Source organism: Ginsengibacter sp., from assembly GCF_057362405.1.
This window is the reverse complement of sequence record NZ_JBMQQG010000248.1, coordinates 1-25724: the sequence shown is the minus strand read 5'-3', so window position 1 is coordinate 25724 and position 25724 is coordinate 1. Positions and strand designations below refer to the sequence as shown.

General features: G+C 37.3%; 21 protein-coding genes and 1 tRNA gene. 10 read left to right on the top strand and 12 right to left on the bottom strand.

Translation table 11 applies throughout. The annotated features are described in order from the left end of the window. Positions 1–542 precede the first annotated feature (542 nt). Positions 543–1706 carry a galactokinase gene (gene galK / locus ACO1O5_RS21355; RefSeq protein ID WP_486273904.1) on the top strand — a complete coding sequence of 388 codons (1164 nt, stop codon included), beginning with the start codon at positions 543–545 and terminating at the stop codon, positions 1704–1706. A gap of 44 nt (positions 1707–1750) precedes the next feature. Here the strand turns inward: galK and ACO1O5_RS21350 are convergent, their stop codons facing one another. Next, entirely contained in the window at positions 1751–2608 is an 858-nt protein-coding gene (locus ACO1O5_RS21350; protein ID WP_486273903.1) for an alpha/beta fold hydrolase, read from the bottom strand. Positions 2609–2826: 218 nt separating this feature from the next. Between ACO1O5_RS21350 and ACO1O5_RS21345 the strand changes: the two genes are divergently transcribed. From ACO1O5_RS21345 to ACO1O5_RS21330, 4 genes are all read left to right on the top strand, one after another. Next, complete coding sequence (locus tag ACO1O5_RS21345) at positions 2827–3096, top strand: acylphosphatase (RefSeq protein WP_486273901.1); 270 nt, start codon at positions 2827–2829, stop codon at positions 3094–3096. Between the two features lie 112 nt (positions 3097–3208). After that, the gene (locus ACO1O5_RS21340; RefSeq protein WP_486273899.1) at positions 3209–4333 is read left to right on the top strand and encodes a lactonase family protein; all 1125 of its coding nucleotides are present in this window, start codon (positions 3209–3211) and stop codon (positions 4331–4333) included. 121 nt (positions 4334–4454) lie between these two features. Beyond that, a complete protein-coding gene (locus ACO1O5_RS21335; protein WP_486273897.1) occupies positions 4455–5666 on the top strand; it encodes a DUF6515 family protein in 1212 nt (403 codons plus the stop codon). 269 nt (positions 5667–5935) lie between these two features. Next, a complete protein-coding gene (locus ACO1O5_RS21330; protein WP_486273895.1) occupies positions 5936–8512 on the top strand; it encodes an outer membrane beta-barrel protein in 2577 nt (858 codons plus the stop codon). A gap of 93 nt (positions 8513–8605) precedes the next feature. Here ACO1O5_RS21330 and ACO1O5_RS21325 read toward each other — a convergent pair whose 3' ends face one another. Further along, complete coding sequence (locus ACO1O5_RS21325; protein ID WP_486273893.1) at positions 8606–8818, bottom strand: hypothetical protein; 213 nt, start codon at positions 8816–8818, stop codon at positions 8606–8608. Positions 8819–9014: 196 nt separating this feature from the next. After that, positions 9015–10343, bottom strand: coding sequence for an adenosylhomocysteinase (gene ahcY / locus ACO1O5_RS21320; protein WP_486273891.1), 1329 nt, complete (start codon positions 10341–10343; stop codon positions 9015–9017). A 116-nt stretch (positions 10344–10459) separates the two neighbouring features. Here ahcY and ACO1O5_RS21315 point away from each other — a divergent pair, with 116 nt between their 5' ends. Further along, positions 10460–10960, top strand: a complete 501-nt coding sequence (locus ACO1O5_RS21315) for an Lrp/AsnC family transcriptional regulator (RefSeq protein ID WP_486273889.1) — start codon at positions 10460–10462, stop codon at positions 10958–10960. A gap of 66 nt (positions 10961–11026) precedes the next feature. On the opposite strand, the gene ACO1O5_RS21310 is transcribed toward ACO1O5_RS21315, so the two are convergent. From ACO1O5_RS21310 to ACO1O5_RS21290, 5 genes are all read right to left on the bottom strand, one after another. Then, positions 11027–11776: a LytR/AlgR family response regulator transcription factor gene (locus ACO1O5_RS21310; RefSeq protein WP_486273887.1), complete on the bottom strand. Its 750-nt coding sequence runs from the start codon at positions 11774–11776 to the stop codon at positions 11027–11029. Positions 11777–11778: 2 nt separating this feature from the next. After that, on the bottom strand, positions 11779–13644 hold the full coding sequence (locus tag ACO1O5_RS21305; RefSeq protein WP_486273885.1) for a tetratricopeptide repeat-containing sensor histidine kinase: 1866 nt from the start codon (positions 13642–13644) through the stop codon (positions 11779–11781). 313 nt (positions 13645–13957) lie between these two features. After that, positions 13958–14455 carry a GNAT family N-acetyltransferase gene (locus ACO1O5_RS21300; protein WP_486273883.1) on the bottom strand — a complete coding sequence of 166 codons (498 nt, stop codon included), beginning with the start codon at positions 14453–14455 and terminating at the stop codon, positions 13958–13960. Beyond that, positions 14455–14928, bottom strand: coding sequence for a hypothetical protein (locus tag ACO1O5_RS21295; protein WP_486273881.1), 474 nt, complete (start codon positions 14926–14928; stop codon positions 14455–14457). The genes ACO1O5_RS21300 and ACO1O5_RS21295 overlap by 1 nt, the downstream gene beginning before the upstream one ends. 35 nt (positions 14929–14963) lie before the next feature. Further along, positions 14964–17579 (bottom strand): valine--tRNA ligase, encoded by a 2616-nt coding sequence (locus tag ACO1O5_RS21290; RefSeq protein ID WP_486273880.1) that lies wholly within the window; start codon positions 17577–17579, stop codon positions 14964–14966. Positions 17580–17675: 96 nt separating this feature from the next. Between ACO1O5_RS21290 and ACO1O5_RS21285 the strand changes: the two genes are divergently transcribed. Continuing rightward, entirely contained in the window at positions 17676–19052 is a 1377-nt protein-coding gene (locus ACO1O5_RS21285; protein WP_486273878.1) for an exonuclease domain-containing protein, read from the top strand. On the opposite strand, the gene aat is transcribed toward ACO1O5_RS21285, so the two are convergent. Both aat and ACO1O5_RS21275 read right to left on the bottom strand, forming a co-directional pair. Then, positions 19041–19691, bottom strand: a complete 651-nt coding sequence (gene aat / locus ACO1O5_RS21280; RefSeq protein WP_486273876.1) for a leucyl/phenylalanyl-tRNA--protein transferase — start codon at positions 19689–19691, stop codon at positions 19041–19043. The two genes, ACO1O5_RS21285 and aat, sit on opposite strands and share 12 nt — an antisense overlap. A 78-nt stretch (positions 19692–19769) precedes the next feature. Further along, positions 19770–20069, bottom strand: a complete 300-nt coding sequence (locus ACO1O5_RS21275; protein WP_486273874.1) for an ATP-dependent Clp protease adaptor ClpS — start codon at positions 20067–20069, stop codon at positions 19770–19772. Between the two features lie 150 nt (positions 20070–20219). On the opposite strand from ACO1O5_RS21275, the gene ACO1O5_RS21270 reads away from it, so the two are divergent. Continuing rightward, the gene (locus tag ACO1O5_RS21270) at positions 20220–21059 is read left to right on the top strand and encodes a hypothetical protein (RefSeq protein WP_486273872.1); all 840 of its coding nucleotides are present in this window, start codon (positions 20220–20222) and stop codon (positions 21057–21059) included. Positions 21060–21131: 72 nt separating this feature from the next. Here the strand turns inward: ACO1O5_RS21270 and ACO1O5_RS21265 are convergent, their stop codons facing one another. Both ACO1O5_RS21265 and ACO1O5_RS21260 read right to left on the bottom strand, forming a co-directional pair. Then, complete coding sequence (locus ACO1O5_RS21265) at positions 21132–22814, bottom strand: SulP family inorganic anion transporter (protein WP_486273870.1); 1683 nt, start codon at positions 22812–22814, stop codon at positions 21132–21134. A gap of 82 nt (positions 22815–22896) precedes the next feature. Continuing rightward, positions 22897–22971: transfer RNA gene (locus tag ACO1O5_RS21260), tRNA-Val, on the bottom strand. 489 nt (positions 22972–23460) lie between these two features. On the opposite strand from ACO1O5_RS21260, the gene ACO1O5_RS21255 reads away from it, so the two are divergent. After that, positions 23461–24843 (top strand): hypothetical protein, encoded by a 1383-nt coding sequence (locus ACO1O5_RS21255; protein WP_486273869.1) that lies wholly within the window; start codon positions 23461–23463, stop codon positions 24841–24843. Positions 24844–25338: 495 nt separating this feature from the next. After that, positions 25339–25724, top strand: a 386-nt coding sequence (locus tag ACO1O5_RS21250) for a DOMON domain-containing protein (RefSeq protein ID WP_486273867.1), incomplete at its 3' end; no start/stop codon positions are given.

Genomic DNA, 25724 nt, shown 5'->3' with positions numbered 1-25724 from the left:
TAAAGAACAATACTAACTTTGAAACTAGTTGGACAGATACTGCAAAGCAACGAGGATATATTTACTTAATTGAATTTTCAGGATATGGTAATCCTGTGTAGTAAATTATATATAATTTAATTATGGCTCTCTTATTCAATTTTAGAAATTCGCAAACACATTGAAAAGAAATAAATATTAAGTTGAGTGGTTAATTTAGCCCCCCAGCCAGCCCACAAGCACGGCTTATGCAGTGGCTAACCCACAAAGCCAATCCTTCCACTGCAGATATGGGAAAGATTGCCGAAGAATCTTTACTAATTTGAAGTATCCAAAGGTGTTAAAGATAGTTTGTAGATGTTTGCTATTCTCACAAATTCCAGTTCACTATTCTGTTACCATTTCTTCTGCAATCCACTAGTATTAGCTAATTTCACTTTCTGTATCGGGAAGTAAGCGGACAAAAGTTCATTTTCAAACCTTTAAAAGAAATGTACGAGCATTTAAAAACATGTTTGTTACATTTTAATTTAATTAAATAATAAACGTAGACAAAATAAATAATGAGTCAAAGAACTATCGCCCAAAAAGTAACACAAAAGTTTGAAGAATTATTTGGAGCTAAGCCTATCGTAGTTCGTTCTCCGGGACGTATAAACATTATAGGTGAACATACCGATTATAATGAGGGCTTTGTGCTTCCCGCGGCAATTGATAAGGCTGCCTATATTGCTATGTCATTAAGGAATGATGATGAAATACATTTAATGGCGATGGATCTTAATGAAACGTTTTCCATTTTAATAAATGATTTGAAACCCGTAGGAGATGTTAGCTGGCCCAATTATATTTTGGGTGCTGTCGATCAATTTCGTAAAAAAGGAATTGCACTAAAAGGGTTTAATGCGATATTAACGAGTGATGTACCCATTGGCGCGGGGCTTTCTTCATCTGCTGCAGTGGAATGTGCAACTACGTTTGCGTTGAATGAATTGTTACATACTAATTTCGACCGGCTAGAAATGGTAAGAATGGCTCAGAGAGCGGAACACGAATATGCAGGCGTTATGTGCGGCATTATGGATCAGTTTGCTTCAATGATGGGTAAAAAAGATCATGTGATCAAATTAGATTGTCGTTCATTAAATTTTGAATACGTTCCTTTTAAACTGGAAGGAATAAAAATACTCCTGTTAGATACTAACGTTAAACATTCACTTGCTTCTTCAGAATATAATACAAGACGTAAAGAATGCGGACAGGCTGTTGAATGGATAAAGGAGCATGAACCAGGAGTTAATTCATTGCGTGATGTAACAGAAATTATGCTCGATAAATATGTTTTGCCAAAAGACAAATTGATTGATATGCGAAGCCGTTTTATTGTGCAAGAGATTAATAGGTTACAAGCAGCCTGTGAAGATTTACGAAGAGGTGACATTGATGCGTTAGGCAAAAAAATGTTTTCCACTCATGATGGCCTGAGTAAAATGTACGGCGTTAGTTGCGTTGAACTCGATTATTTAGTTGATTTTTTCAGGAATAATAAAGCAGTGGTTGGAGCAAGAATGATGGGTGGAGGATTTGGCGGCTGCGTTATTAATCTTGTAAAGGAAACAGAAATCGACAAACTTGTGGAAGCTGTTGCGCCAGCTTACGAAGCGAAGATGGGATTACCACTTACTTACCACATCGCTTCAATAGAAAATGGAACTGAAATTGTTTGAAGGAAATAATTCGCTTGAATATATTATTTCGTGCCGAAGCGTTATCAATTTGCAATTCCATTTCTTAAAAAATTTTTTACTTCTTCGCGAAACCAAATCGGATCGTCGTACATAATAAAATGTTTTGCAGGAGCAATAAGAATAAGTTTATTGTCCAGGTTACTATATTCGTCTTCAAATAATTTTTTTGAAAGTTCTTTTGTTCTGAAGTTGCTTCCTAAAATAAGAACGGGAATATTGATTTTTGAAATTGCATTTCTAAAATCCAAATTACTAATTTCTTCATATGTTGATCTAAGTGTCTTACGATCACTTGATGCGTTCCAATTTGTAATAAGCCTGGCATGCGTTGAATCTTTTACCATGTTTCGCATTGCTTTGAACTGGTTCACTTTGAATTCTTTTGCAGGCATATTTGCAAAATTGTACGCAATAGTTTCCTCATTGTAAGCCGGTGCTTTTCTGGTATCTATTGAAGAAGTTACGGGATATTTAGCAGGAGAAATGTACGGAACTCCGTCAACACAAAGAATTTTCGAAAACAACGATGGATCTTCACTTGCTGCCCACAAACTCATGAAGGCACCAAGGCCGTGTCCAATAAGGACTGGCTTATCGAGATGATTTTGTCTTACATATTGTATCAATTCATTTTTTACAGTTTTAAGAACCGGTGTATCAATGGGTGGCATACCAGCAAAACCCGCGAGCGTTAACACATGCAACTGATATTTGCCCTTAAGTGCATCAACAGTTGATTTCCAAACATCGCCACTGCAAGCATACCCGGGAATTAGAATAATGGGCTGCCCCGTTCCATATACATCAACCTTAAATGCTTTTTGCTGGCAAAAGGCATTCATTACCGATAGCATTAGTACAGAAAGAAATATTTTTTTCATTTTTTATTTTATTGGTTGAATACTCAAAGTTTAGCTTTGTTGCAAACTATTGCAAATATTTTTTAAATTGGTAAAACTCAGAGATGACCTTATCTCTTTTAAATCCAAGATATTAAGATGTTTAGTTGTTCGTTATTAAATTCCCTGCTGCGAATTGTAATAATAATGATTAACATCATCTCCATTTTGGTTGGTTGGCTCATCTTTATCTTTACAAAATGAAATCGGTTCATTTAGAAATTTCAGGAAAAGTACAAGGCGTTTTTTTTCGGGCTTCAGCAGAAGAAATAGCGAGACTGCATAAACTTTCAGGTTGGATAAGAAATACCCGTGACAAAAAAGTTGAAGCGCTAATAACCGGCGCAGATGAAGATATTCAAAAGTTTATTGAATGGTGCAAACACGGGCCTGATAAAGCACTTGTGGAACACGTTATCATTACCAATATAGCTTTGCAAACCTTTGATAAGTTTGAAGTGATAAGATAAACGCATTTAATTACATCTGCCTTTTAATAATTTACTTTTTTAAAATATACTATCCTAAATTGTACCTCATATTGTTATCTATATTAATTCAATGATAAAATTTAATAAAATTATGAAGCGATCAATTGTTTTTATTTTTCTTCTAAGCTCATTATGCGGCACTTCCCAAAACTTTTACCTAATCATCGGAACCTATACCGGAACAGGTAGCAAAGGTATTTATGTTTATAATTTCAATGCACAAACCGGGAACACAAAATGGGTGAGCAATACAGACTCTTCAACTAATCCATCTTATATTACTTTATCGCACAGCGGAAATTTTTTATACGCCGTAAACGAAACTGGCGGAGCCAACCCGGGAAAGGTGAGTGCTTATTCATTCAATAGAAAAAATGGAAATCTTGCTTATTTAAATACGCAATTAACAGGAGGAGAGGACCCTTGTTATGTGGCTGCAAGTGGCAACGATAAATGGATTGCGGTGGCAAATTATTCCGGAGGCAGTGTTTCGGTTTTGCCCATAAGTAAAAATGGTTCACTTCGGCCTGTAAGCCAGTTAATACAAGATGAAGGAAGTAGTGTCAATAAGGATCGCCAGGAAAAAGCACATGTCCATGAATCTGTTTTCTCGCCTGATAATGGTTATTTGCTTACGCCTGATTTGGGAACCGATAAAGTGATGATTTACCAGTTTAATTCCTCACTCTCTAAACCTCTTCATCGATCTTCCCCGGCATATGTGAGCGCTCCTCCCGGAAGTGGACCAAGGCACATAACGTTTTCACCTAATAAGAAATTTGCTTACCTCATTCATGAGTTAAGCGGCACTGTAACTGCATATAGTTACAACATGGGGAAACTGAAACAAATACAAGAACTGCCAACCCATCCTGAAGGATTTAAAGGTGTAATAGGTAGCGCAGAAGTTTTTGTATCTCCTGATAACAAATTTCTTTATGCTTCCAATAGGGGAGATGAGAATAACATCACTATATTTTCAATCAATTCTGTTACGGGAAAATTGACGCTTGTTGGATATCAATCCGTTTTTGGGAAAGCTCCACGAAATTTTATAATAGATCCTACAGGAAATTATTTACTGGTTGCCAACCAGGATAGCGACAACATTGTAATCTTTAAGCGAGATAAGAAAACCGGCTTGTTAGAAGCAACTCAAAACCAAATTAAACTACCTAAGCCCGTTTGTTTACAAATCGTTAAAATCAGTAAGTAAGTAAATATTGGACACCTGCAGAAGTCTTAACTATTGGACGTTTTTATTTAACATTATACGTTAGTAAACCGTCGATAATTAGATTAAATTTGGTAATGACATTTTTTACAAAAACACATTTATGAAAACTATTATTGGTATGATGCTCCTGGCAGGTTTTGCCGCAGGAACCTTTAATTCTGCTGAAGCACAAAGAGGGCGCGGGCGTGATAATGTGGGGCGCAGCGGAGGAGAATCGAATGCAGCTCCGCAACGTCAGAGCAGAAATAATTTTTCTGAAAACAGGACCTTTCGTCAAAATGCTGTTTCCGGTAATAATTCCTACACGCCGGTACAGCGAAATTTTCGAAGTTATACACCAAACAATGCAGGGAACAATCGTGTATATCCACAGCGAAATGCAATAACCAGGAATGATGTGCGCACGAACGAGAGGGTAAACATTACCAGGCCAAACAATGCTGTTGTAAGTTCAGGGTTTAACAGGAACCGGATTCCCACTTCAAGGACCAGCAGTTATTATCCAAACAGAACCAGCAATTACAGGTACAACAACAGCAGTTACAGGTATAATGACCGTAATTACCGGGGCAATAGTTACTACCAATATAACAGCAGGTATTACGGAGGTGGCTACTATAACTTTAATAACAGGCGGTATTCATTCATGTATGGTACGCGTTATACCATTCTTCCAAGGAGCTGTGTTTCCATTTCTTTTGGCGGCTACCCTTACTATTATAATGATGGATTTTATTATGGATATTACGGTGGATATTATCAGCCCATCTTTCCGCCGTTTGGATTGAGGATAGGCGTGCTTCCCTATGGCTATTATAGTTTTTACCTTGGTGGTTATCCTTATTATTATTATAACGGTATTTATTACCAGCAATATGATAATTCTTACCAGGTTGTTGATGCTCCAATGGGCGCATCAGTATATAATTTACCTGAGGGCGCCAAAGCGGTGGTTTTAAATGGTGAAAAATTATATGAACTTAATGGCACCTATTATAAAGAAGACAGGGATTCAAAAGGACAAACTATTTATACAGTAGTTGGAAAAAATGGAGAGGTTAATAATACTAACAATAGTGATCTGAATAATCCAGATAACAATTTGAATAATGATGACAATGCCAACAATGATAATAGTTTAAATACTCCTCCTGTTTCGTCCTTGCAACTTGGTGATATTGTAACCCAATTACCGGAAGGGTCAAGAGTTGTAACTATAAACGGTGAAAAAATGTATGTTTCTCCCGATGATACTTATTTAAAGGAAGAAACTGATGGAGGCGTTGTTCAATATAAGGTAGTTGGTAAATAATCATTACAAAAAATAACAAGTTTTATTTCGCTTAGAGTAAACAATTTATTTTAATAATAGTTTTATTTAGATTTTAACCGGCTTTTGGCCGGTTTTTTTGTTTAAGAGATTATGTTATTAGTTTTAGACCATTAATGACCTTTTTTTCAATAACGATCCTTTTGTATCTTTGCGCCTCGCGAACATAAATTACGCAGTTACACAGTCTCCTGCTGTCGTTCAATATTTTTTCGATTGTCATTGTTAATCGATGACGCATTTTAATCTTTATGAAATATTTTCTTACTCTCTTTACCGTATATCTTATTTCTTTTAATGTGCAAGGCCAGGTTGAAAAGGAACCTTTACCCGACAACGATATGCCGGTTATAAAAATTAATTCGCATAACAGGGTGTATGGTAAGATTTTGGATCGTGATACAAAAAAACCAATTGCGGCTGTATCTGTTCAATTAATTGCGAAGGTGAATGATCCGCTCACTGATAAAACGAAGGACTCTGTTATTGCAGCTATGCTAAGCGCACCTAACGGTGATTTTAGTTTTGACAATATTTATTCGTTTGATAGTTTGCATATTCTTTTGTCTGCTGTAGGCTATAGTGAGTATAATAACAATTTTTCGTTTGCAAAACCCAATTCCGATTCCCTCGCTTCAACAGATCACGACCTCGGAAATATTATGATGAATCATATTGCAAAAACACTGGAAGACGTAACGATTGTATTGAATAAACCAGCGTTGCAAATGGGTATTGATAAAAAAATATTTGACGTCAACAAAAGCATATCCTCAAAAGGAGGGACCGCAATCGATATAATGAAAAATATTCCGTCAGTTTCTGTTGATGTGGATGGAAATGTTGAGCTAAGAAATTCTTCGCCAACAATTTTTATTGACGGAAGACCTACAATATTAACACTTGATCAAATTCCTGCGGATAATATTGACCGCATAGAGCTTATTACAAATCCATCAGCGAAATATGATGCTTCTACTACCGGCGGTATTATCAATATTATATTGAAGAAAAATAAAAGAACAGGATTGAATGGATTATTTTCATTGGCTGCAGGCACTCAAGGTATATGGTCGGGTAACGGCAATTTTAATTTGCGGCAGGGGAAATTGAACTTTTTTGTAAGTGGTGGGTATCATCGGGCAGACGGAAAATCAAACAGCGAAAGTTACAGGCAAAATAAATCAAATGGTGTTGTTGATAATTATTTTAATCAATACACTAATAACGAACGCAGCAGGAAATTTGTTTCAGCACGTTTTGGCCTCGATTACTTTATTGACAACAGAAATACGTTAACTCTTTCGCAGGGCCTTTTCCAGGGCCGGTTTGCTAACGGTGAATCGCAAAATCAGCAATATTTAGATGATAGTAAATTGTTAACTGAAATGGGGGCACGTACATCTGACGAACACTTCCAATTTAACCGGTATAATACACAAGCAAATTACACGCATAAATTTCCTAAAGAAGGAGAAGAAATTGATGGGAGCGTAAACGTCAGTTACGGAAATGTAAAAAGCAATGCGGCCATTTTAAACAATTTTTATTTCCCCGATGGCTCTTTGTACAGTGACCCGAATAATGTTCGTAACGAAGGCGCTAACGATAATAACCAGGTTACGGCAAAAATCGATTTTGTTAATCCGTTGAAAGATGATAATAAAATAGAAACCGGGCTAAGAAGTTACATCAACAATTATACAAGTTATTTTAATTCATTCTCAGTAGTAAACGGAGTTGAGACTAAATTGCCACTTAGCAACAATTATAAATATACTGAGGTGGTACACGCCGGTTATTTTACTTACACCGGTAAAATGGCAAGTATTGGTTACCAGGCAGGGCTCAGGGGCGAGTATTCTAAATTTTCAGGAACACTCATTGACAGCGCTCAAAAGTTCGGCTATGAATACCCGGATCAAATAAAAAACATTTGGGATGCTCTGTTTCCTAGCCTTTATCTTTCAAAGAAATTAAATGAAACTGAAGAGATACAACTCAATTATTCGCGAAGAGTTCATCGCCCTAACTTTTGGCAATTGAATCCATTCATTGATATTAATGATCCGTTGAATATTCAACAAGGTAACCCCAAATTGAAACCTGAATTTACCAATTCAATGGAATTTAATTACAGTAAAACATTTAAAAACAAAAGCAATTTTCTCGGCGTTTTATATTACCGGAATACCTTGCAGGATATTACCAGATATAGTGATACTTTAACGACAGCACAATATCAACAACTGAATAATGCAGCAGTGGATCCAAATGCTATCCTCAATACGTACATTAATGCGCAAAGTACCAACAGGTTTGGGTTAGAGCTTACTTTACAGCAGAAATTCAATAAAAATTTCGATATCACTCCATCGGTTAATGTAAACTACAGAAATGTAAAAGCCGGTATCGCTCAGCAAAATTTAAGTAATGAAGGATGGAACTGGAGTTCTAAGCTTACGGCGAATTATAAAATTGAAACTAAACATCCTTCCATTTTTAATAAACTGAGTTTCCAGCTCACTACACAATATGAATCGCCCCGGGTTATACCGCAGGGAAAAAGATTAGAACAATTCGATTCTGACTTTGGAATACGAAAGGACTTATTTAAGAACGATAAAGGCTCCATTACATTCAGTGTAAATGATATCTTAAATACTCATCGGTATGGTGTAATTTATGATACAGAAAACTTTTACCAGGAGTCTTATAGCCGCAGGAGTGTGAGAAATTTTAGAATCACGTTCAGTTACAAGTTTGGGAATAGTGATTTTTCTCTTTTCAAAAAGAGCAGGGATAATTCGGATAGTAATAACAACTAAAAAACCCACTCGTACTTGAGTGGGTTACAGAACAATATAAAATGTTACTATAGATTAATTAAGAATATTCCTGCGTTATCAAACCAGCGATTATTACGCTTTTTCACTAACCACTTTAACGCCGTTTTTATATTCCCCAAGTATAACAACTTTCTTAAATCTTGAATATTGTTTTGCTGCAAGTTCCATTGCCTCTTCAGTTTCACTCCTCAATTTCAATCCTTTACCTTCGCCGGAATTATAAATTTCAATATAAAATCCGTCTCTTAAAGTAATTGCTCTTTCTCTTGGTCTTCCTGTTCTCATTTTTTATCTGTTTTAATTATTAATAATTACAAAACGTATAACGCTTATTTTGCCAAAAAAGTTCTCTCATTGCCCCAAATAAGAAACTCCCAGGTAAATGAGCGTTTTGGCTAAAAGTATGCTATTTTTTGGCGAATTGCCATTAACTTAACAACAAATTCACACATTATAATAAAGACATACTTGTAATTGCTTATTAATACCTGTATGCCTCCGGCTTAAATGGCCCTTCTTTTGGAATACCTAAATATTTGCTTTGTTCTGTTGTAAGCTCTTCAAGTTCTACACCGATCTTTTTCAAATGCAGGCGGGCAACTTTCTCATCGAGGTGTTTGGGAAGCACATACACCTTATTTTCATATTTATCGGCCTGCAACCATAATTCGAGCTGCGCAAGTACCTGGTTGGTAAATGAATTACTCATTACAAAGCTTGGGTGGCCGGTTGCGCAACCTAAATTTACCAGGCGACCTTCTGCCAGGATGATAACATCTTTTCCTTCTATGGTATATAAATCAACCTGCGGCTTAATGGTATTTTTGGTATTGCCGTAATTTTTGTTCAGCCACGCAATATCAATTTCAATGTCAAAGTGGCCAATGTTGCAAACGATAGCTTTATCTTTCATTGCAAGAAAATGTTCTTTTCTTATCAAATCACGACAGCCCGAGGCGGTTACAACTATATCCGCTTCTTTAACCGCATCAATCATTTTTTTAACTTCATATCCGTCCATAGCTGCCTGTAAAGCGCAGATCGGGTCAATTTCAGTAACAATTACCCTTGCTCCTGCCCCACGCAAACTTGCTGCAGATCCTTTGCCAACATCGCCATAACCGCCTACTACCGCTACTTTGCCAGCCATCATAACGTCAGTTGCTCTTCTTATAGCATCCACCAGGCTTTCTTTGCAACCATATTTATTATCAAACTTTGATTTCGTAACAGAGTCGTTTATATTGATTGCAGGAATCGGTAACGTTCCTTTTTCCATTCTTTCATAAAGACGATGAACACCGGTAGTAGTTTCTTCTGATAAACCTTTAACATGCTGGATCAGTTCGGGATATTTATCAAAGACCATATTAGTCAGATCACCACCGTCATCAAGAATCATATTTAAAGGACGATCGGCACTGCCAAAAAATAATGTTTGTTCAATACACCAATCGCTTTCTTCCTGCGTCTGGCCTTTCCACGCAAAAACACCAATTCCTTCTGCAGCAATTGCAGCAGCAGCCTGATCTTGAGTTGAAAATATATTGCATGAACTCCATTTTACTTCTGCACCTAATTCTATTAAAGTTTCGATAAGCACGGCAGTCTGAATCGTCATATGAAGACAACCTGCAATTCTTGCACCTTTCAAGGGCTTTTCTTTTCCGAATTCGTTTCTAAGAGACATCAGGCCTGGCATTTCTGCTTCTGCCAGTCTAATTTCTTTACGGCCCCATTCAGCGAGGCTCATGTCTTTCACCTTATTCTTAAGGCTAAAGTCAATTGAATTTTTTGTAAGTGTTGACATTTAATAAATTTTTTTGCGAATTTACTCAAACATAGGATAAAATCCTATTGTTTGTTAAAAGTTTGGAATAGAAGTTATAATTTCACCATTTATAAAGAATAATTACCTGAACAGCTATGCCAAATCCGGTTAAAAAAGAAGAAGTGACAAGTCTGCATGTTTCCTTAGATAAAAAAGACCTGGAAATTTTAAAGTTATTACAGCAAAATGCACGCATCACCATTAAAGAAATATCTGGCAAAATTCATTTAAGTACTACGCCAGTACATGAGCGAATCAAACGCATGGAAGAGTCGGGGGTTATAAAGCAGTATGTAACATTGGTAAATCACGAAAAGGTGAAAAAGGGATTGATGGTGATTTGTTATGTATCGCTAAAACAGCACAGTAAAAATGCCGGCGTTAAATTTATCAAAACTATTCACGAATTAAATGAAGTAGTGGAATGTTTCAGTATTTCCGGGGAATTCGATTTTATGCTTAAGGTAATTTGTGAAGACATGAATAGTTACTACGATTTTCATGTGAATAAACTAAGTGAGATAGAAAACATGGGTCATGTGCAAAGTATTTTCGTAATGGGGGTTATTAAACAAACGCACCAACTTGTGTTTTAGATTTGGGCCAATCGACTACCAGGAACCAAAAAAAAGAGTTATTTCCCAGTTGAACGCTCACTACTTTTATCCTCCAATCATCTTTAAAAATTCTTCTTTTTTGCGACGGGAAATATCAATTAAAGTTCCGTCCTGCAATTGAACGTGACCTCCCTGGCTGCGAATATATTTTTGAATGTAGTTGAGGTTAATCAGATGGGAATTATGAACCCGGTAGAAATTGTATGGCAGTAGCATTTCTTCAAAATCTTTTAGGATTTTGGTCACCATTATACTCTTATTATCGATAAGATAAATTTTACTGTAATTTGATTTTGACTCGATATGAATTATATTTTTGATTGGGATGAAATCGATCCCTTCCGAAGTTGAGATAGCAATTTTGTCTTCCTGGCTCCTGTTGTCGCTTAATGATTTTTTAAGAATATCAATTTTTTCTTTCGTTTGACGGTTAAGGCTTTTGCTTAATCGTTCTACGGCGTGTTGCAAATCTTCAATGCCGATCGGTTTTACTAAATAATCAAAGGCGCTAATGCGTATCGCGTCAATTGAGTAATGGTTGTAAGCAGTCGTAAAAATAATATCAAAATCATATTCGCCAAGTTCTTCGAGCATTCTAAAGCCGCTCATCTTCGGCATTTCAATGTCAAGAAAAACAACGTCAGGTTGGTGTTGCCTGATAAGTGTTATACCCTCTTCGGGTTTTTGGGTTACAGCAACGATACTTATATCAGGGCAAAAACCTTCCAGTTTTTGCTGAAGATTTTGTAAGCTGTTGAGCTCATCATCAATAAGAATTGCTTTTATCTTTTCCATTTTTAAATAGCTTTAATTTTCACCTCAACTCTAGTGCCATTTGGCTTATTATCCGCAGTATATAGATCCGTAATCTTAATGTGGCCGTTTACGTTTTCGTTCTGGTTAAATAAGTGAATTCTGTCTTCAGTAATTTTTAAGCCGACACTTTTATGGTGCAGTTTATTTATCTTATTATAATCCTCAGCCTGGATTCTGCCAATACCGTTATCTTCTATAACATATTTTATATAATCATTTTCCAGGGTAGCGCTAACCGTTAGTTCCAGGTCTTTTCTGTCACTATGTGCAATCCCATGCACAATAGCATTTTCAACGTAAGGTTGTATTAGCAGAGATGGCACGTTATAATCACCTGAAATTAGCTGTGGGTCGACATTTTCTTTATAGCAAAATTTATTATTAAAACGCATTTGCTCAAGATCAATGTAAAGTTTTAATGCCTCCATGTCAAGAGATACACTGGTGATTTCGTTGCGGCTGCTATCAAGTATAGTTCTTATTAATAAGGCAAATTTATGCAGGTAATCGCTGGCCTTTCTCTTTTCATTTTGCATCATAAAATTTTCGATGCTGTTAAGGCTGTTGAAAATAAAATGAGGGTTCATTTGCGCCCGCAATGACTGTATTTGTGATTCTGCGATTTTCTGTTTGAAAGCTGATTCAGTTTTTTTCTTTTTTGCCTGTATCGATTTATTGATAAAAAATGCTACCACTATTGTAAGCAGGAGCAGAATAATCGATGCCAGTAGTAGTGCGTTTCTGAAAACAATTTGTTTTTTCTGGAGTTGCGAAAGTTCCAATAAGTGCGTGTTCTCTAATTCTTTCTTTTTTACGAGATAGTCAGATTCGCTGATGATTAAATTTAGGCTCGTGTTCTGTGAAAATAGAGAATCGAACCCCGCCCGGTATAAACGAAAATACGCTAACGCAGAATCTGTCATTCCCTGTTTATCATAAACCATCGATAATTGTTCGGCTGTTTGCGTAATCCCTTCGTAATACTGCGTATTTGTGGCAATAGCCAATGCGCTGTCCAGCAGCATTAATTTTGTTTTAAAAGGCAGCTTTGTCAAATATTGTGCCTCGCCCAGGTAAGCTTGAAACTCATTTCTTAAATCAGTTTGGATGTTAGCTTCTGATATCGCTTTTCGAAAATAATATTTTGCCGAATCGTAATCATTGTCAATAGCTTTTATTTTCCCAAATGCCAAATAATAGGAGGAAAAGATGTAACTCTCATTTGCCTTCAATGCAAAGGGTAGGCCTTTTTCAAGACTTTTTCTTGCCTCATCATAACGTTTTCGATTAAAATAACATCGAAATAATAATTCATAATTTATAGCTATCCCCCTATATGGATTTAACTGCATTTCTGCGAAGTCGTTTTTATTCGTTATTATTTCTGTATTAAAATTGATCGCTTTTTGAGCATACTCTTTGCATTTCTCATAGTTCCTCAGGCTAAGGAAATTGTCAGCGATGTTGTTAAGCGAAACTGCTTTTAATCTTATCCCTCCACATGCTTCGGCATAATCAATTGCTTTAAAGAAGGCGTTATTGCTCGCATCATAACTTCCGGAGTTAAGCAAGAGAAGTCCGAGATTTATTTGAGCGAGAGATTTTCCAAACGTAAAATTGAGACTATCGCTGATTGCTGCAACTCTCTGGTAGTAGTAATATGATTTTTTTACATCTTTTTCACTATACCGGTAACTTATTCTATGCAAATTGTGGACATATGCTGAATCTATTGTCGGGTGATTTTTAAGCCATTCGAAAAGACTATCAATATAAATACCTTCCTGTGCATAAGACTTACACCCGAAGCAACTAAGAAAAGCCAGAAAAATAATTCGTTTACACATGCGTCGTCTGTGAGAATATAAAATTACTTGTGATAGATCGGAAAACAACTCTCTTTATCAAAGAAAAGAATCGGGGGTTATAACTTTATAAAAGCCTTGTTTTAAACAGGAATATTTCTTACCACTTACTTTTAACCAGGATCAATATGCTAGTCAATTTTTTTCCATAAAAATTACATTCTTACGGAGGGAACATAAATCTAAAATAATTGCTGGAAATTTACAACCAATTATTCCATCGATTTGAATGATTGAACAAACGGCCATTATTCTTGAGTAGATGGAATTTTGGCTAAAACAAATGGAATTATTATTACAATAATAATTCCATAACATAGTCATTCATAAAATAACCTTCTCCTATATCAATATCAACTTCCCCGCTGATTGTGAATCCTTTCTTTTCATAGAAGAAGCGGGCCTTGTTATAACGGTTGACATTTAGAGTAAGAGCAGTTGCACGCCGATCTTTAATGGCATTAACAACAAAATCCAGGAGCATTTTGCCCGTGCCACTTCCCTGTTGTCGTGGTAGCACGTATATTTTATGAAGATGGTAAACTGAGATATCTTCCTCTTTTGACGAAAACGAAGCAAAACCAACGGGCACATTTTCATCGTAGGCAATAATAAAATTATGGTGGAGATTTAAGAGCTGGTTTTCGAGTGAAGCTAAAATATAGATTTTATCCAGCATATATCTCAACTGACCGGATGATAAAATTTCACCATATGCTGAAGGCCAAATCGCGTGTGCAAGGTTATTAATGACAGGCAAGTCTTTTAAAGCAGCTTCCTTTATTGATATCATTATTGAATGGTTATCTTTAAATCCGGGGCAAAGAATTTTCGATTTTTATTGTCTTTTAAAATTATATCAAAAAAGTACAATTCTTCGTCTTTTTGAAAACCATCTTTTATGTTATCGATCCAAACTTTAGGCAGCGGAGTTGTCTTAAACAGATCTGCCAGGTTCGTGAATGTGGTACTTTTTTTTCCTGTTTCTTCGTCTTGTACTACACCTTTTTTTTTATACAAAAAATGATAAGAATCTATTGAATATATATTCTTCTTTTCATCCGTTATTTTTAATGGTAAAGAAATTAATTGAGCGGCTTCCTCCTTGGTTACAACGGCGCCGTTAGTGTTTATTCCCAGGTACGATTTTACAACAGGAGGTTTAAATTTTGGTACTTTAGTAATAACCGGATCCTGCGCAAACGATACTAGCCCAACCGCCGTAAACGCAACAGTGAAAAGAAATAAATTTAGTGATAATTTCATAGAATTATTTTATAAAGTATTATTCATATTTTCTTTTATTCTAAAGAAGAAAGTGTTTGTTCAATAGCAAGAATTTTAGCTTCCGCATCCGATTTCTTTTTGCGTTCCAGTTCAATCACTTCGGCCTTTGCGTTTTGCACAAATCTATCGTTACTTAATTTTTTATCAATGCTATTTAGGAAACCTTTAAGATAATTGAGATCTTTTAATAATTTTTCTTTTTGGGCAACAACATTCACCTCAATATTGGTTTCAATATAGATTTTTTCTTTTCCCGCGACTATAGAAATAAATGCATTTTCAGGTTGAGATGAAAAATTAATTTTTTCTGCATTTATTTGTTTTGCCAGTATATTTTCGATGGAACCGTATTGTTTTTCATCGTTAGTTTCGATGTGCAGTTTTATGGTTTCTTTTTGCCTGATGTTATGTTTGTTTCTTGCATCACGTATGGCACTGATGATTTCCTTCAACCGGTTTCCCTGCTGCAAAATCGCTGTATCAACTGCCCCAACGGGTAAAAATTGTTTTACTACAATATCGTCATCTCTGTCTTTTAAAAGATGATAAATTTCTTCAGTTATAAAAGGCATGAAGGGATGCAACAATTGTAATAATTCGTCAAAAAGTTTAACGGTCTTCAAATAAACATACCGGGAAATATTTTCTTCGTAGCCAGGTTTTATCCATTCAAGATACCAACTGCAGAAATCATCCCATATTAATGAATAAATTGTTTTTAAAGCTTCACTTAACCGGAATTGCTTCATTAAAATGTCAACCTCTTTTCGCACTTCATTCAGCCGGTTTTCAAACCAATTTAAAGCAAAGTTGCTATCGGGAACATCATTACTTTCGGATTGCTTCCCTTCCCACATTTTCACCAACTTTAATGCATTCCAGATTTTATTATTAAAATATTTTCCCTGCTCCAGTGAATTTTCATCAAATAAAAGATCGTTTCCTGCAGGCGATGAAATCATAATGCCAAACCGTACGGCATCTGCTCCATATTCATGAATTAAATGCAAAAGATCAGGACTATTGCCAAGGCTCTTACTCATCTTTCGTCCTTGTTTATCCCGAACCATCCCTGTAAAATAAACGTCGCTAAAAGGTTTCTCCTTCATATATTCCATGCCGGCCATTATCATCCTTGCTACCCAGAAAAAGATGATATCCTGTCCTGTAACAAGCACTGAAGTTGGATAATAATAATTGATGTCTTTATTTCCCGGCTCAGTAATTCCGTTAAATACTTCAATCGGCCACAGCCATGAAGAAAACCAGGTGTCTAGAACATCTTCATCTCTTCTAAATTGTTTATTACCAGTTGCCAGTTGTTTTGCCTCTTCCTCGCTTTCCGCTACATATACATTTCCTTCTTCGTCATACCACGCCGGAATTTGCTGGCCCCACCAAAGCTGGCGGCTAATGCACCAGTCTTTTACATTCTCCAGCCAGTATTTATAAGTTGCATTAAATTTGTCGCCCGGATGAATTGTTACATTTCCGGAAGTGACAGCTTCTAATGCTGGCTGAGCCATCTCTTTCATTTTCACAAACCACTGCGTTGAAATTTTAGGCTCTGCCACGACGTTAGTTCGTTGACTGTATCCCAACCTGGTTGTATATTCTTCTTCTTTCACTAATAATCCTCTTGCCCGCAGTTCTTCAACGATTTTTTTACGTGCAGTAAACCGATCTTCTCCTATATAAATTTGCGCCGCTTCGCTGATAGTTCCGTCATCGTTTAAAGTATCTACAACAGGCAGGTTGTGCTTAAGCCCGATGTTAAAGTCATTGATATCGTGTGCGGGCGTTATTTTTAAAATCCCCGTTCCAAAATCTTTGTCAACGTATTCATCAAAAATTATGGGCACCTCTTTATTGATTAATGGAATAATAACTCTTTTTCCTTTCAATTGCGTATAACGTTCATCGTTAGCGTTAGCACAAACTGCCGTATCTCCCATAATTGTTTCGGGCCGCTGTGTCGCAATAACAATATAGTTATTGTCGCCCGGCGATTCGGCCACTTCATATTTTATATAATACAATTTGCCGGTAACGTCCTTATACTCTACTTCTTCATCGCTCAGTGCTGTTTTGGCGGCAGGATCCCAGTTTATCATTCTGGCACCGCGATAAATAAGTCCTTTTTTATACAAGTCAACAAAAACTCTGATTACAGCCTTGTAATAATGATCGTCCATTGTGAACGATACCCGTTCCCAATCAACACTACAACCCAGTCTTTCAATTTGATTATAAATGATGCCTCCATATTTTTCTTTCCATTCAAAAGCATATTTTAAGAATTCTTCTCTTGAGAGATCTTTTTTGTCAATATCCTTTTCCCTTTTCAACATTTCTACCACCTTGGCTTCTGTAGCTATTGAAGCGTGGTCGCTGCCGGGAACCCAGCAGGCATTAAAGCCACTCATCCTGGCCTTGCGCACCAATATGTCCTGTACAGTTTCGTTCAAGGTATGTCCCATGTGTAACACTCCTGTTACATTTGGCGGAGGGATCACTACTGTAAATGCCGGCCGGTTATCAGGAACACTCTTAAAATAATTTTTTGAAAGCCAGTGCTTATACCACTTCTCCTCAACCACAGCGGGAATATAATTTTTGCTTAAATCCATAATTTTATCCGGAAATTTATAGCCTGCAAATGTAATAAAAACAAGATGCACATTATTACTAAGGAAGTTAGTAAGTTTACATTCTAAAAAGACATTTTGTTGTACGCAATAGTTGATATTGAAACTACCGGTGGTTATGCCGCGGCAAATGGCATTACTGAAATTGCTGTATTTATTTCCGATGGAAAAAAAATATTAAATCGTTTTCATACATTGTTGAATCCCGTTTACACTATTCCGAAATACGTAGTGGCTCTTACCGGAATTACTAACGAAATGGTTGAATATGAAAGACCATTTAGCAGTATTGCTGATGAACTTTTTGATATGCTGAATGACAAGGTTTTTGTTGCTCATAATGTAAATTTCGATTATTCATTTGTGAAGCATCACCTGGCTCAATCGGGCTACGACCTGAATTGCAAGAAACTTTGTACCGTTAGATTGGGCCGGCAAATTTTACCTGGCGCTCCCGGTTACGGCCTTGGGAAAATATGCAAACATCTTGGTATTGAAATTGAAGAGCGGCACCGGGCGAGTGGAGATGCATTGGCAACAGCAAAACTGTTTCATCACCTTTTGAAATGCGATACTAACGGACACGTACAATCGATGCTGAAGGTTAAAAGTAAAGAACAGTTTTTGCCTCCCAATATTTCAGCCAGTGAAATAAAAAAGCTACCGTCGCAACCCGGTGTTTATTATTTCCATGATAAAAAGGGCAAAGTTATTTATGTAGGCAAGGCAAAAAGTTTGGCCAAAAGAGTAAATAGCCATTTTTCCAACAATAAGCCCAATAGGCAAAAGCAGGAATTTTTGAAAAAGATTTATAACATCAGTTATAAAACAACGGCAACAGAATTGATGGCTTTTATTTTGGAAAGTATTGAAATAAAAAAATTATGGCCTGAACAAAACCGCAGCCAGAAGCGGTTTGAACAGGCATATGGCTTATATTATTTTGAAGATAGGAAAGGATATTTAAGGTTGTGTATTGAGAAAAAGAAAAAAAATATGCAACCTTTATATAAGTTTAACCTGCTTGCTGAAGGGCACAATTTATTGCGGAAATTAATGTTGCAGTTTGAACTTTGCCCGAAGCTTTGTTTTTTGCAGTCGGAAAATCAACCTTGCCAGTTGCTCGACGAAAATAAATGCAAAGGTGCCTGCGAACAGCGTGAAAGCCCTGTGAAGTATAATAAAAGAGTTAAAGCCTGTATTAATCATTTAGATAATGAACTGCCGAGTTTTGCATTAATTGATTATGGGTTGCAGCAACAGGAACAAAGTTGCATTTTAATGGAGAAAGGAAGATTTTACGGAATGGGTTATCTGCCGGCAGATATTACGATTCAAACTATTGATGAGCTCAAATTCAGAATTACACCTTACGCTGAAAATGATTATATACGGGGATTAGTGTACCAGCATGCTGCGAGATATCCTCATAAGAAAATCGCATTAAATAATTAATTTTTTTAGGAGTTCTGTAAATTTTTTTCTCCGGATAAATTCAGCGCCAAGGCTTTCCAGGTGCGGTGTGTAAACCTGGCAATCTATTAAACAGATTCCGGTTCTTTCTAATTCCTCAACGTATTTTATGAATGCAAATTTGCTGGCATTGCTTTTATTGGCAAACATACTTTCTCCAAAAAAAACTTTGCCCAATAATATACCATATAGTCCGCCCACTAGCTCTCCATTATACCATGCTTCGGCACTATGAGCATATCCTTTTTCGTAAAGAACCCCATATGCATTTTCAATCTCATCGGTAATCCAGGTGCCGGGCCCAATTTTTCTTGTAGCCAGGCGACAATTTTTCATTACGCCGGTAAAATCTTTGTCAATGGAAAATGTAAATTCTTGTCTCCTGATAATTGTTCTCATGCTCTTGCTTACTTTAATGTTGCCAGGAAATAAAACGAACCTTGGATCAGGACAATACCAGCAAATGGGTTCATCCGGGTTATACCAGGGGAAAATTCCCTTTTTGTATGCGTCTAATAAAGTAGCTGTTTCAAGATTTCCGCCAAATGCAAGGAGACCGTCTTCAGTGGCGGATTCAACATCGGGGAAATGTGGTGAATTTCTTGATAAGAAAGCAGGCATTAAAATTTTGATTGGTGGTAAGTGGCAAACCCAATGGTTGAGTAGGAATTAAAGGAAAAGAAGCCCAATAAGAAAACATTAATGTTCGGAAAGTTCCTCTACCGTAGCACCAATTCCCCGTTCGGTTATAGCATCACACATAGGTTTCAGATACTCATAGGTACCATCTTTTACCCCATATTTTCCTTTTGTGTGAATTATCATGGCACATTGTTCAGCCTGCTCAGTTGAGTGGCCGCATACCTCAACCAGGGTAGTAATTACCCAATCAAAACTATTAACCTCATCGTTCCAAACTACAAGCTGGCAGCCACCATCACCGTCAATTAAGAGCTCGGTATCAAAGTCTTCCGCTATATGTGTTTTTGTTTGATTCATATATAAACCTGCTGCAAATTTACAATTTTTATCTGCTTAAATCAACAGTTGTAATCGTCGCACATATTATCATTTTTTAATTCAGGCATTAGATTTGGGTGCATAAACAATATTCTTTGCATCTGGTAATTTATAGAATAGTAAAACTGTATGAGACAATTCATCAAGGCATTTTTTTTTATTGTAACACTTATATCATTGGTTGGTATTTCAGGCGCTCAAAACTCAAAAGCTGCAACAAAGTCAGGGACGCATTTGCAACAAACACAAAAAGGATTTGGAAACCCACAATCCATCGGCGAGGTTACTGACATACTTGAAAATAATGATGCTTACAATTCTTTAAAAGATTTAATAGAAAGTCACCATATCATTATTGTGTATAACGATAATTCTTTTTTAGGAAATGCAAAATTAAAAAGAGGCGATTTTGTCGTGTCTTTTAATTCGGCTTTGGAGGTTATTAGACATGCCATAACAAGTGCAGACCTTGACACTTCGCTCATTAATACTTACGACCGGAATAAAGCATACATCACGTCAGTTACCCAGGTAAGAGATATTAAACCGGGCAATATTTATTATACCGCCGTTCAGAGTCTGCTGGAAGATTGGGGCATTAATGCGCCATTTACAAGAGCTGCTTTATTGAACTCGCAGTCATTATTTTACCAGGACGAATTGTATGATATTTTGCATGTTACTTTAGGATACGACTACGGCATCTTAAAACCCAAAAAAATATCCATAACGAGATACCAGTTTGCAAAAGCGCTTGATGATGCATTACAACAAAAATTGGCGCAGGTACAAATGCTGGCTAACGAAAAGAAGGCAAAAGAAAATGCAGAAAAGGCACGTGTGGATTCCATTGTGAAACAAATTGAGCAAAACCGGAGAGACTCGGTTTCTAAGGAAATAGAAGCCAGGAAAGCAGAAGCAGAAAAAAAGGAAATAGAAGCAAAGAAAAATTTAGAAGAAAATAAATAATCCCGCCTTATTTTAAAAACACCTCAAAAAAAGCCGCCCGGGTATATTATAGGGCGGCTTTGTTATTTGAAATCAGTGTGTCTTAATTTTTAATGCATCTATATCATCCAGAATTACCCGGCACCTTTTCAATGCTTCTTCAAACGTATCAGCAATGTTAGCTTTGCCAATTGCAAATACGAGTCTCGATTTTTTTAATTGTTCCATCACCTGTTCACTACTGATACCCGATAAAATAATCTTAGTGCCCCGTCTGCTGATTTCTTTAAACACTTCTTCTAATACGTGAATGCCGGTGGCATCAATGATGGGCACCTGTCGCATGCGAATAATAAGAACTTTCGGAGTTCTCTCAATAAATTTAATAGAATCCTTAAACTTGTAAGCTGCGCCGAAAAACAGTGGCCCCGTTATCTCAAATACTTCGGCGTCCTTTGGAATGTCGTAATTGCTTATGGCTCCTTTGTCAAGGTCATCAGCATGATCATCAATTTGGCTTGTTAGCACACTCACATTGCTGAACTGGATCATTTTGCGCATAAAAAGAAATGCTGCGAGCACCATTCCAATTTCGATAGCCACGGTGAGATCAATAATTACTGTGAGAAAAAAAGTGGTAAGCAAAACTGCTACATCACTTCGCGAGCCTTCCAATACGGATTTAAAATTTCTCCATTCACTCATGTTATAGGCAATAACAACCAGTATGGCAGCCAACGTTGCCATCGGGATAAGTGAGGCCCACTTTCCAAAAAACAATAGAATCAATAAGAGGGTAATGGCATGAATTATTCCGGCTACAGGAGTGCGTCCGCCATTTTTTACATTTGTTGCCGTGCGGGCGATGGCACCTGTTGCAGGAATGCCGCCGAATATTGATGAAAAAATATTTGCTGTTCCCTGCGCAATTAGTTCCATATTAGACCTGTGATTACCTCCGATCATGCCGTCTGCAACCACCGCACTCAACAACGATTCAATTCCTCCGAGAAGAGCAATGGTAAACGCGGGCCTTACCAGGCTTTTAATTGTTGCAAAATCCAGGTGAGGAATTACAGGCAAAGGCAATGATGATGGAATAGCGCCAAACCTGCTGCCGATAGACTCCACAGGCAAATGAAATATTTGTGTAACAGCCGTTGTAATAAGTATCGCTATTAAAGAGCCGGGTACTTTATGAGTAACTTTGGGCCACAACAAAATAATGATAACCGCCACCGAGGCTATAAGAACAGTATAAATATTCAGCGAGTGAAAGTTTATAAAATAACTTTTCCATTTTTCTAAAAAATCTGCGGGTACGGCTCCCATTTTCAATCCAAAGAAATCTTTCATTTCCGATGAAAAAATAATCAATGCAATGCCGCTTGTAAAACCGATGATTAATGGATGCGGGATAAACTTGATAACTGCGCCCAGTCTTGCAAGTCCCATAATAATCAGCATGATCCCAGCTATGAACGTAGCGATGATTAAGCCATTTATTCCGTATTGCTGTACGACGCCGTAAACAATTACAATGAATGCGCCCGTCGGGCCCCCGATCTGGACCTTACTGCCGCCTAATGCGGAAATAATAAATCCTCCAATAATTGCTGTGTATAATCCTTTTTCGGGGGAAACGCCGGATGCAATTGCAAAAGCGATAGCTAACGGCAATGCAACAATGCCTACGATTAAACCGGCCATTGCATCTTTCCCAAACTGATGCCGGTTGTAAGATTTTAAAGTGTCAAATAATTTTGGCCTCAACATAATTGTCAAAATTTAAGCCGATTTCCCCCACTACTTTCAAGTGAAGAAAATTAAAAAACCCCGCTTTAAAACGGGGTAACTGTGGGAGCACACGGGTTCGAACCGCGGACCCTCTGCTTGTAAGGCAGATGCTCTAAACCAACTGAGCTATGCTCCCTTTATTTTTGGGAGTGCAAATATAAGAGACGTATTGTATTTTAAAAAATTTAAATCAAGGCGGTCCATTTTGCTTTCAAAAAGCATATTGCAACAATCCGCCGTGAACTACAAGTTTTCTCTCAAACGCCTCCAATTAACAGGCACCTGCTCTAACACTCAATCGTCGAATAGTTACACGAAATGAGATTTTTTTCAATTTAATATCATCGACGGCATAAATCTTAAAAGTTGCCTGCCCCCGCGAATTTGTTTTCTTCAGTTCATGCAGATTGCTAAGGTTTTCGAATTTTCAGATTATCCACATATTTTGTTTTTATTAATTAGCTTAAATGCCCGTCCATAGCTAAAAGGAGTGAATTATGCGATACTACTTTAATCGGATTAGCCGTGGGGCAATTTTAAGCCAATTTTTACGTTAAGCCCTAAAGAATTAAGCTGCCGAATAATAATTCAATAATAAAAAGGTCTTAATGATCACCACCGTCCCATGAAAAAGATTGCGCTAATGATATTGTTTCTTATGCAAGTGGCATTGGTAACAAGAATTTATGCGCAGAACGTATCAATAAATTCAACAGGAAACTTAGCTGATACAAGTGCAATGTTGGATGTAAGCAGTACCAACAAGGGGTTTCTGGCTCCCCGTATGACAACGGCTCAGCAAAATGCTATCATTTTACCGGCAACGGGTTTGCTGATATTCAACAGTTCCACTAATTTGTTTATGGTAAATACAGGTAGTTCAGTTACGCCAGTATGGACTCCGCTGGTTAGCGGAAGCACCACCCATACTTTGGGTTCGGTTACGAACACCCTTACCAGCGTAGTTAATGGGGTAAGTGCCACTTCACCAATTGTCAATTCTGTTAGCAACAACAGCTCAACTAATACGCTTTCCACTATCGTGAATGGCGTTGCAGGAAGCGGCGTGAATATAATTAATTCTAATGCGCTGAATTCAAGTACAAATACACTGACGTCAACTGTAAATGGAGTTGCTTCAGGCGGGGTTAATATTATCAACTCTAATACATTAGGATTATCAGGAGGAAGTTTAACCAGTACTGTAAATGGCGTTGCCAGTACAGCGTTAAGTTTAAATTCTTTGGACTCCAGCATCTACAAAACGGATGGAACATTGCAAGCCAACCGAACAGTAACAATGAACGCCAATAATCTAACTTTTGGCTCAACAAGCGGTAATCTTATTTTTAATCCGTCCTCAACAGGAAAAGTAGGCATTGGAACGACCGCACCGGCTTATGTGCTGGATGTGTCAGCCACATCCAATCCAATGAGATTGGGAGGCTTGCAAAGCGGTACTACCAGCGACAGTACATTGACAGTTTCAAATGGTGTAATAAAAAGAGTAACGCCAACTCCAAAAGGGATAATCGGTACACTTGGGGCAGGTTGCAATATCCCGGGAACAGCTACCGGTACCTACTATTGCACCGGTACCTCGATTACATTACCTCCGGGAAAATATATGGTCTTTGCTTATATGATGGCCGATAATAATTTAAATAGTAACACCTCGCCGGGCTCGTTTTTTTTAAAGACGCTATTTGCAGACGCCAGTTGGGGTACAACCGCAGGCACAACTTCTTCACCGGCTACTAATACAACCATGGTTACGGCTGATATAGTTGGTTCCAGTAAATTAATAAGTGGAAGCATCTCATGTGGTCAGCCATATAACCCTATTTCGGGTTTTCAATTTATTAATAACACCTCGGGAGCTAACAAAACTTATTACTACTGGGCGGGTTGGGTCCAGTTAACTACTGTCAATAATACCAGTAAAATAGATCTGTTCGGTGGCACCAACTATGGTGAAGACAATATCGTAGCCTTCCCGGTAAATTAAAGGGGTTCAAGTGAATAATACTTTCGGATCCGATATGGTTGTCAATTGACCGGGTCGAGATCATACTCGTCGTTTTTTAGATTCACTACAATTTCGATCTACCCCTCGCTCCCTGGTAAAACTCCAGTCGCAATTTCTCGTCCCTGTTTCGATGGGGCCGGTTGCCAGCTTCGAACAAATGCTAAAAAAATTTTCATTGCAGGCGATAAAAATTAAACGATAGACATTTGGTTCAAAGGGTGTCCTACGTTTTTATGGCTGCATGCAACACAGAAATACCTGGAAAGTTTCGCAGAAACATCATTATTTCATACTCTTGCAATTAAAGTTGTTATTACCGGAATAAACGGAATTTGAATTTTAAAAGGGCGGGAGTAGAAAATTTTAAAAAAGGATTTTCACTATTCTTTTTCTTTATTCCGATAGAGTGAAGAATATGGATATCGGTTGATGTGTATTTTTCCTGCGAACCTTGTTTATTAAAAGAAACCAATATTGAAAAAAAGATTACTCGTCGTGTATGCCTGCCTGTTGGTTATGGCGACTACAGCTCAGAAAAAGAACAGTTCATATACATTGGAAATTTATCCAACTACTGAATTGGTCCATGTTGACGGAATAGCCAACGAATCGGTATGGAAAGATGCAAAAGTTGCGAAGGATTTTTTTATGGTACTTCCCATGGATACAAGCCACGCCCGGGTGAAAACTGAAGTACAAATGACTTTTGATAAAAATAATCTTTACTTGTTAGCCGTTTGCTACAAAGCTTTGCCCGGCCCCGAAATGGTGGAATCGTTACGGCGGGATTTTGATTTTCTAAAAAATGACAATTTCATCGTGTTCATCGATCCGTTCGATGACCAGACTAACGGCTTTGC

Excerpts from the sequence above, each read along its gene's own strand:
- aat (WP_486273876.1), bottom strand. The coding sequence starts at position 19,691 with ATGCCTGCTTTCTTATCAAGAAATTCACCACATTTCCCCGATGTTGAA.
- ACO1O5_RS21325 (WP_486273893.1), bottom strand. The coding sequence starts at position 8,818 with ATGAGAACAGGAAGACCAAGAGAAAGAGCAATTACTTTAAGAGACGGA.
- galK (WP_486273904.1), top strand. The coding sequence starts at position 543 with ATGAGTCAAAGAACTATCGCCCAAAAAGTAACACAAAAGTTTGAAGAA.
- ACO1O5_RS21335 (WP_486273897.1), top strand. The coding sequence starts at position 4,455 with ATGAAAACTATTATTGGTATGATGCTCCTGGCAGGTTTTGCCGCAGGA.
- ACO1O5_RS21305 (WP_486273885.1), bottom strand. The coding sequence starts at position 13,644 with ATGTGTAAACGAATTATTTTTCTGGCTTTTCTTAGTTGCTTCGGGTGT.
- ACO1O5_RS21300 (WP_486273883.1), bottom strand. The coding sequence starts at position 14,455 with ATGATATCAATAAAGGAAGCTGCTTTAAAAGACTTGCCTGTCATTAAT.
- ACO1O5_RS21350 (WP_486273903.1), bottom strand. The coding sequence starts at position 2,608 with ATGAAAAAAATATTTCTTTCTGTACTAATGCTATCGGTAATGAATGCC.
- ACO1O5_RS21265 (WP_486273870.1), bottom strand. The coding sequence starts at position 22,814 with ATGTTGAGGCCAAAATTATTTGACACTTTAAAATCTTACAACCGGCAT.
- ACO1O5_RS21330 (WP_486273895.1), top strand. The coding sequence starts at position 5,936 with ATGAAATATTTTCTTACTCTCTTTACCGTATATCTTATTTCTTTTAAT.
- ACO1O5_RS21340 (WP_486273899.1), top strand. The coding sequence starts at position 3,209 with ATGAAGCGATCAATTGTTTTTATTTTTCTTCTAAGCTCATTATGCGGC.
- ACO1O5_RS21290 (WP_486273880.1), bottom strand. The coding sequence starts at position 17,579 with ATGGATTTAAGCAAAAATTATATTCCCGCTGTGGTTGAGGAGAAGTGG.
- ACO1O5_RS21270 (WP_486273872.1), top strand. The coding sequence starts at position 20,220 with ATGAGACAATTCATCAAGGCATTTTTTTTTATTGTAACACTTATATCA.
- ahcY (WP_486273891.1), bottom strand. The coding sequence starts at position 10,343 with ATGTCAACACTTACAAAAAATTCAATTGACTTTAGCCTTAAGAATAAG.
- ACO1O5_RS21315 (WP_486273889.1), top strand. The coding sequence starts at position 10,460 with ATGCCAAATCCGGTTAAAAAAGAAGAAGTGACAAGTCTGCATGTTTCC.
- ACO1O5_RS21255 (WP_486273869.1), top strand. The coding sequence starts at position 23,461 with ATGAAAAAGATTGCGCTAATGATATTGTTTCTTATGCAAGTGGCATTG.
- ACO1O5_RS21275 (WP_486273874.1), bottom strand. The coding sequence starts at position 20,069 with ATGAATCAAACAAAAACACATATAGCGGAAGACTTTGATACCGAGCTC.
- ACO1O5_RS21310 (WP_486273887.1), bottom strand. The coding sequence starts at position 11,776 with ATGGAAAAGATAAAAGCAATTCTTATTGATGATGAGCTCAACAGCTTA.
- ACO1O5_RS21295 (WP_486273881.1), bottom strand. The coding sequence starts at position 14,928 with ATGAAATTATCACTAAATTTATTTCTTTTCACTGTTGCGTTTACGGCG.
- ACO1O5_RS21345 (WP_486273901.1), top strand. The coding sequence starts at position 2,827 with ATGAAATCGGTTCATTTAGAAATTTCAGGAAAAGTACAAGGCGTTTTT.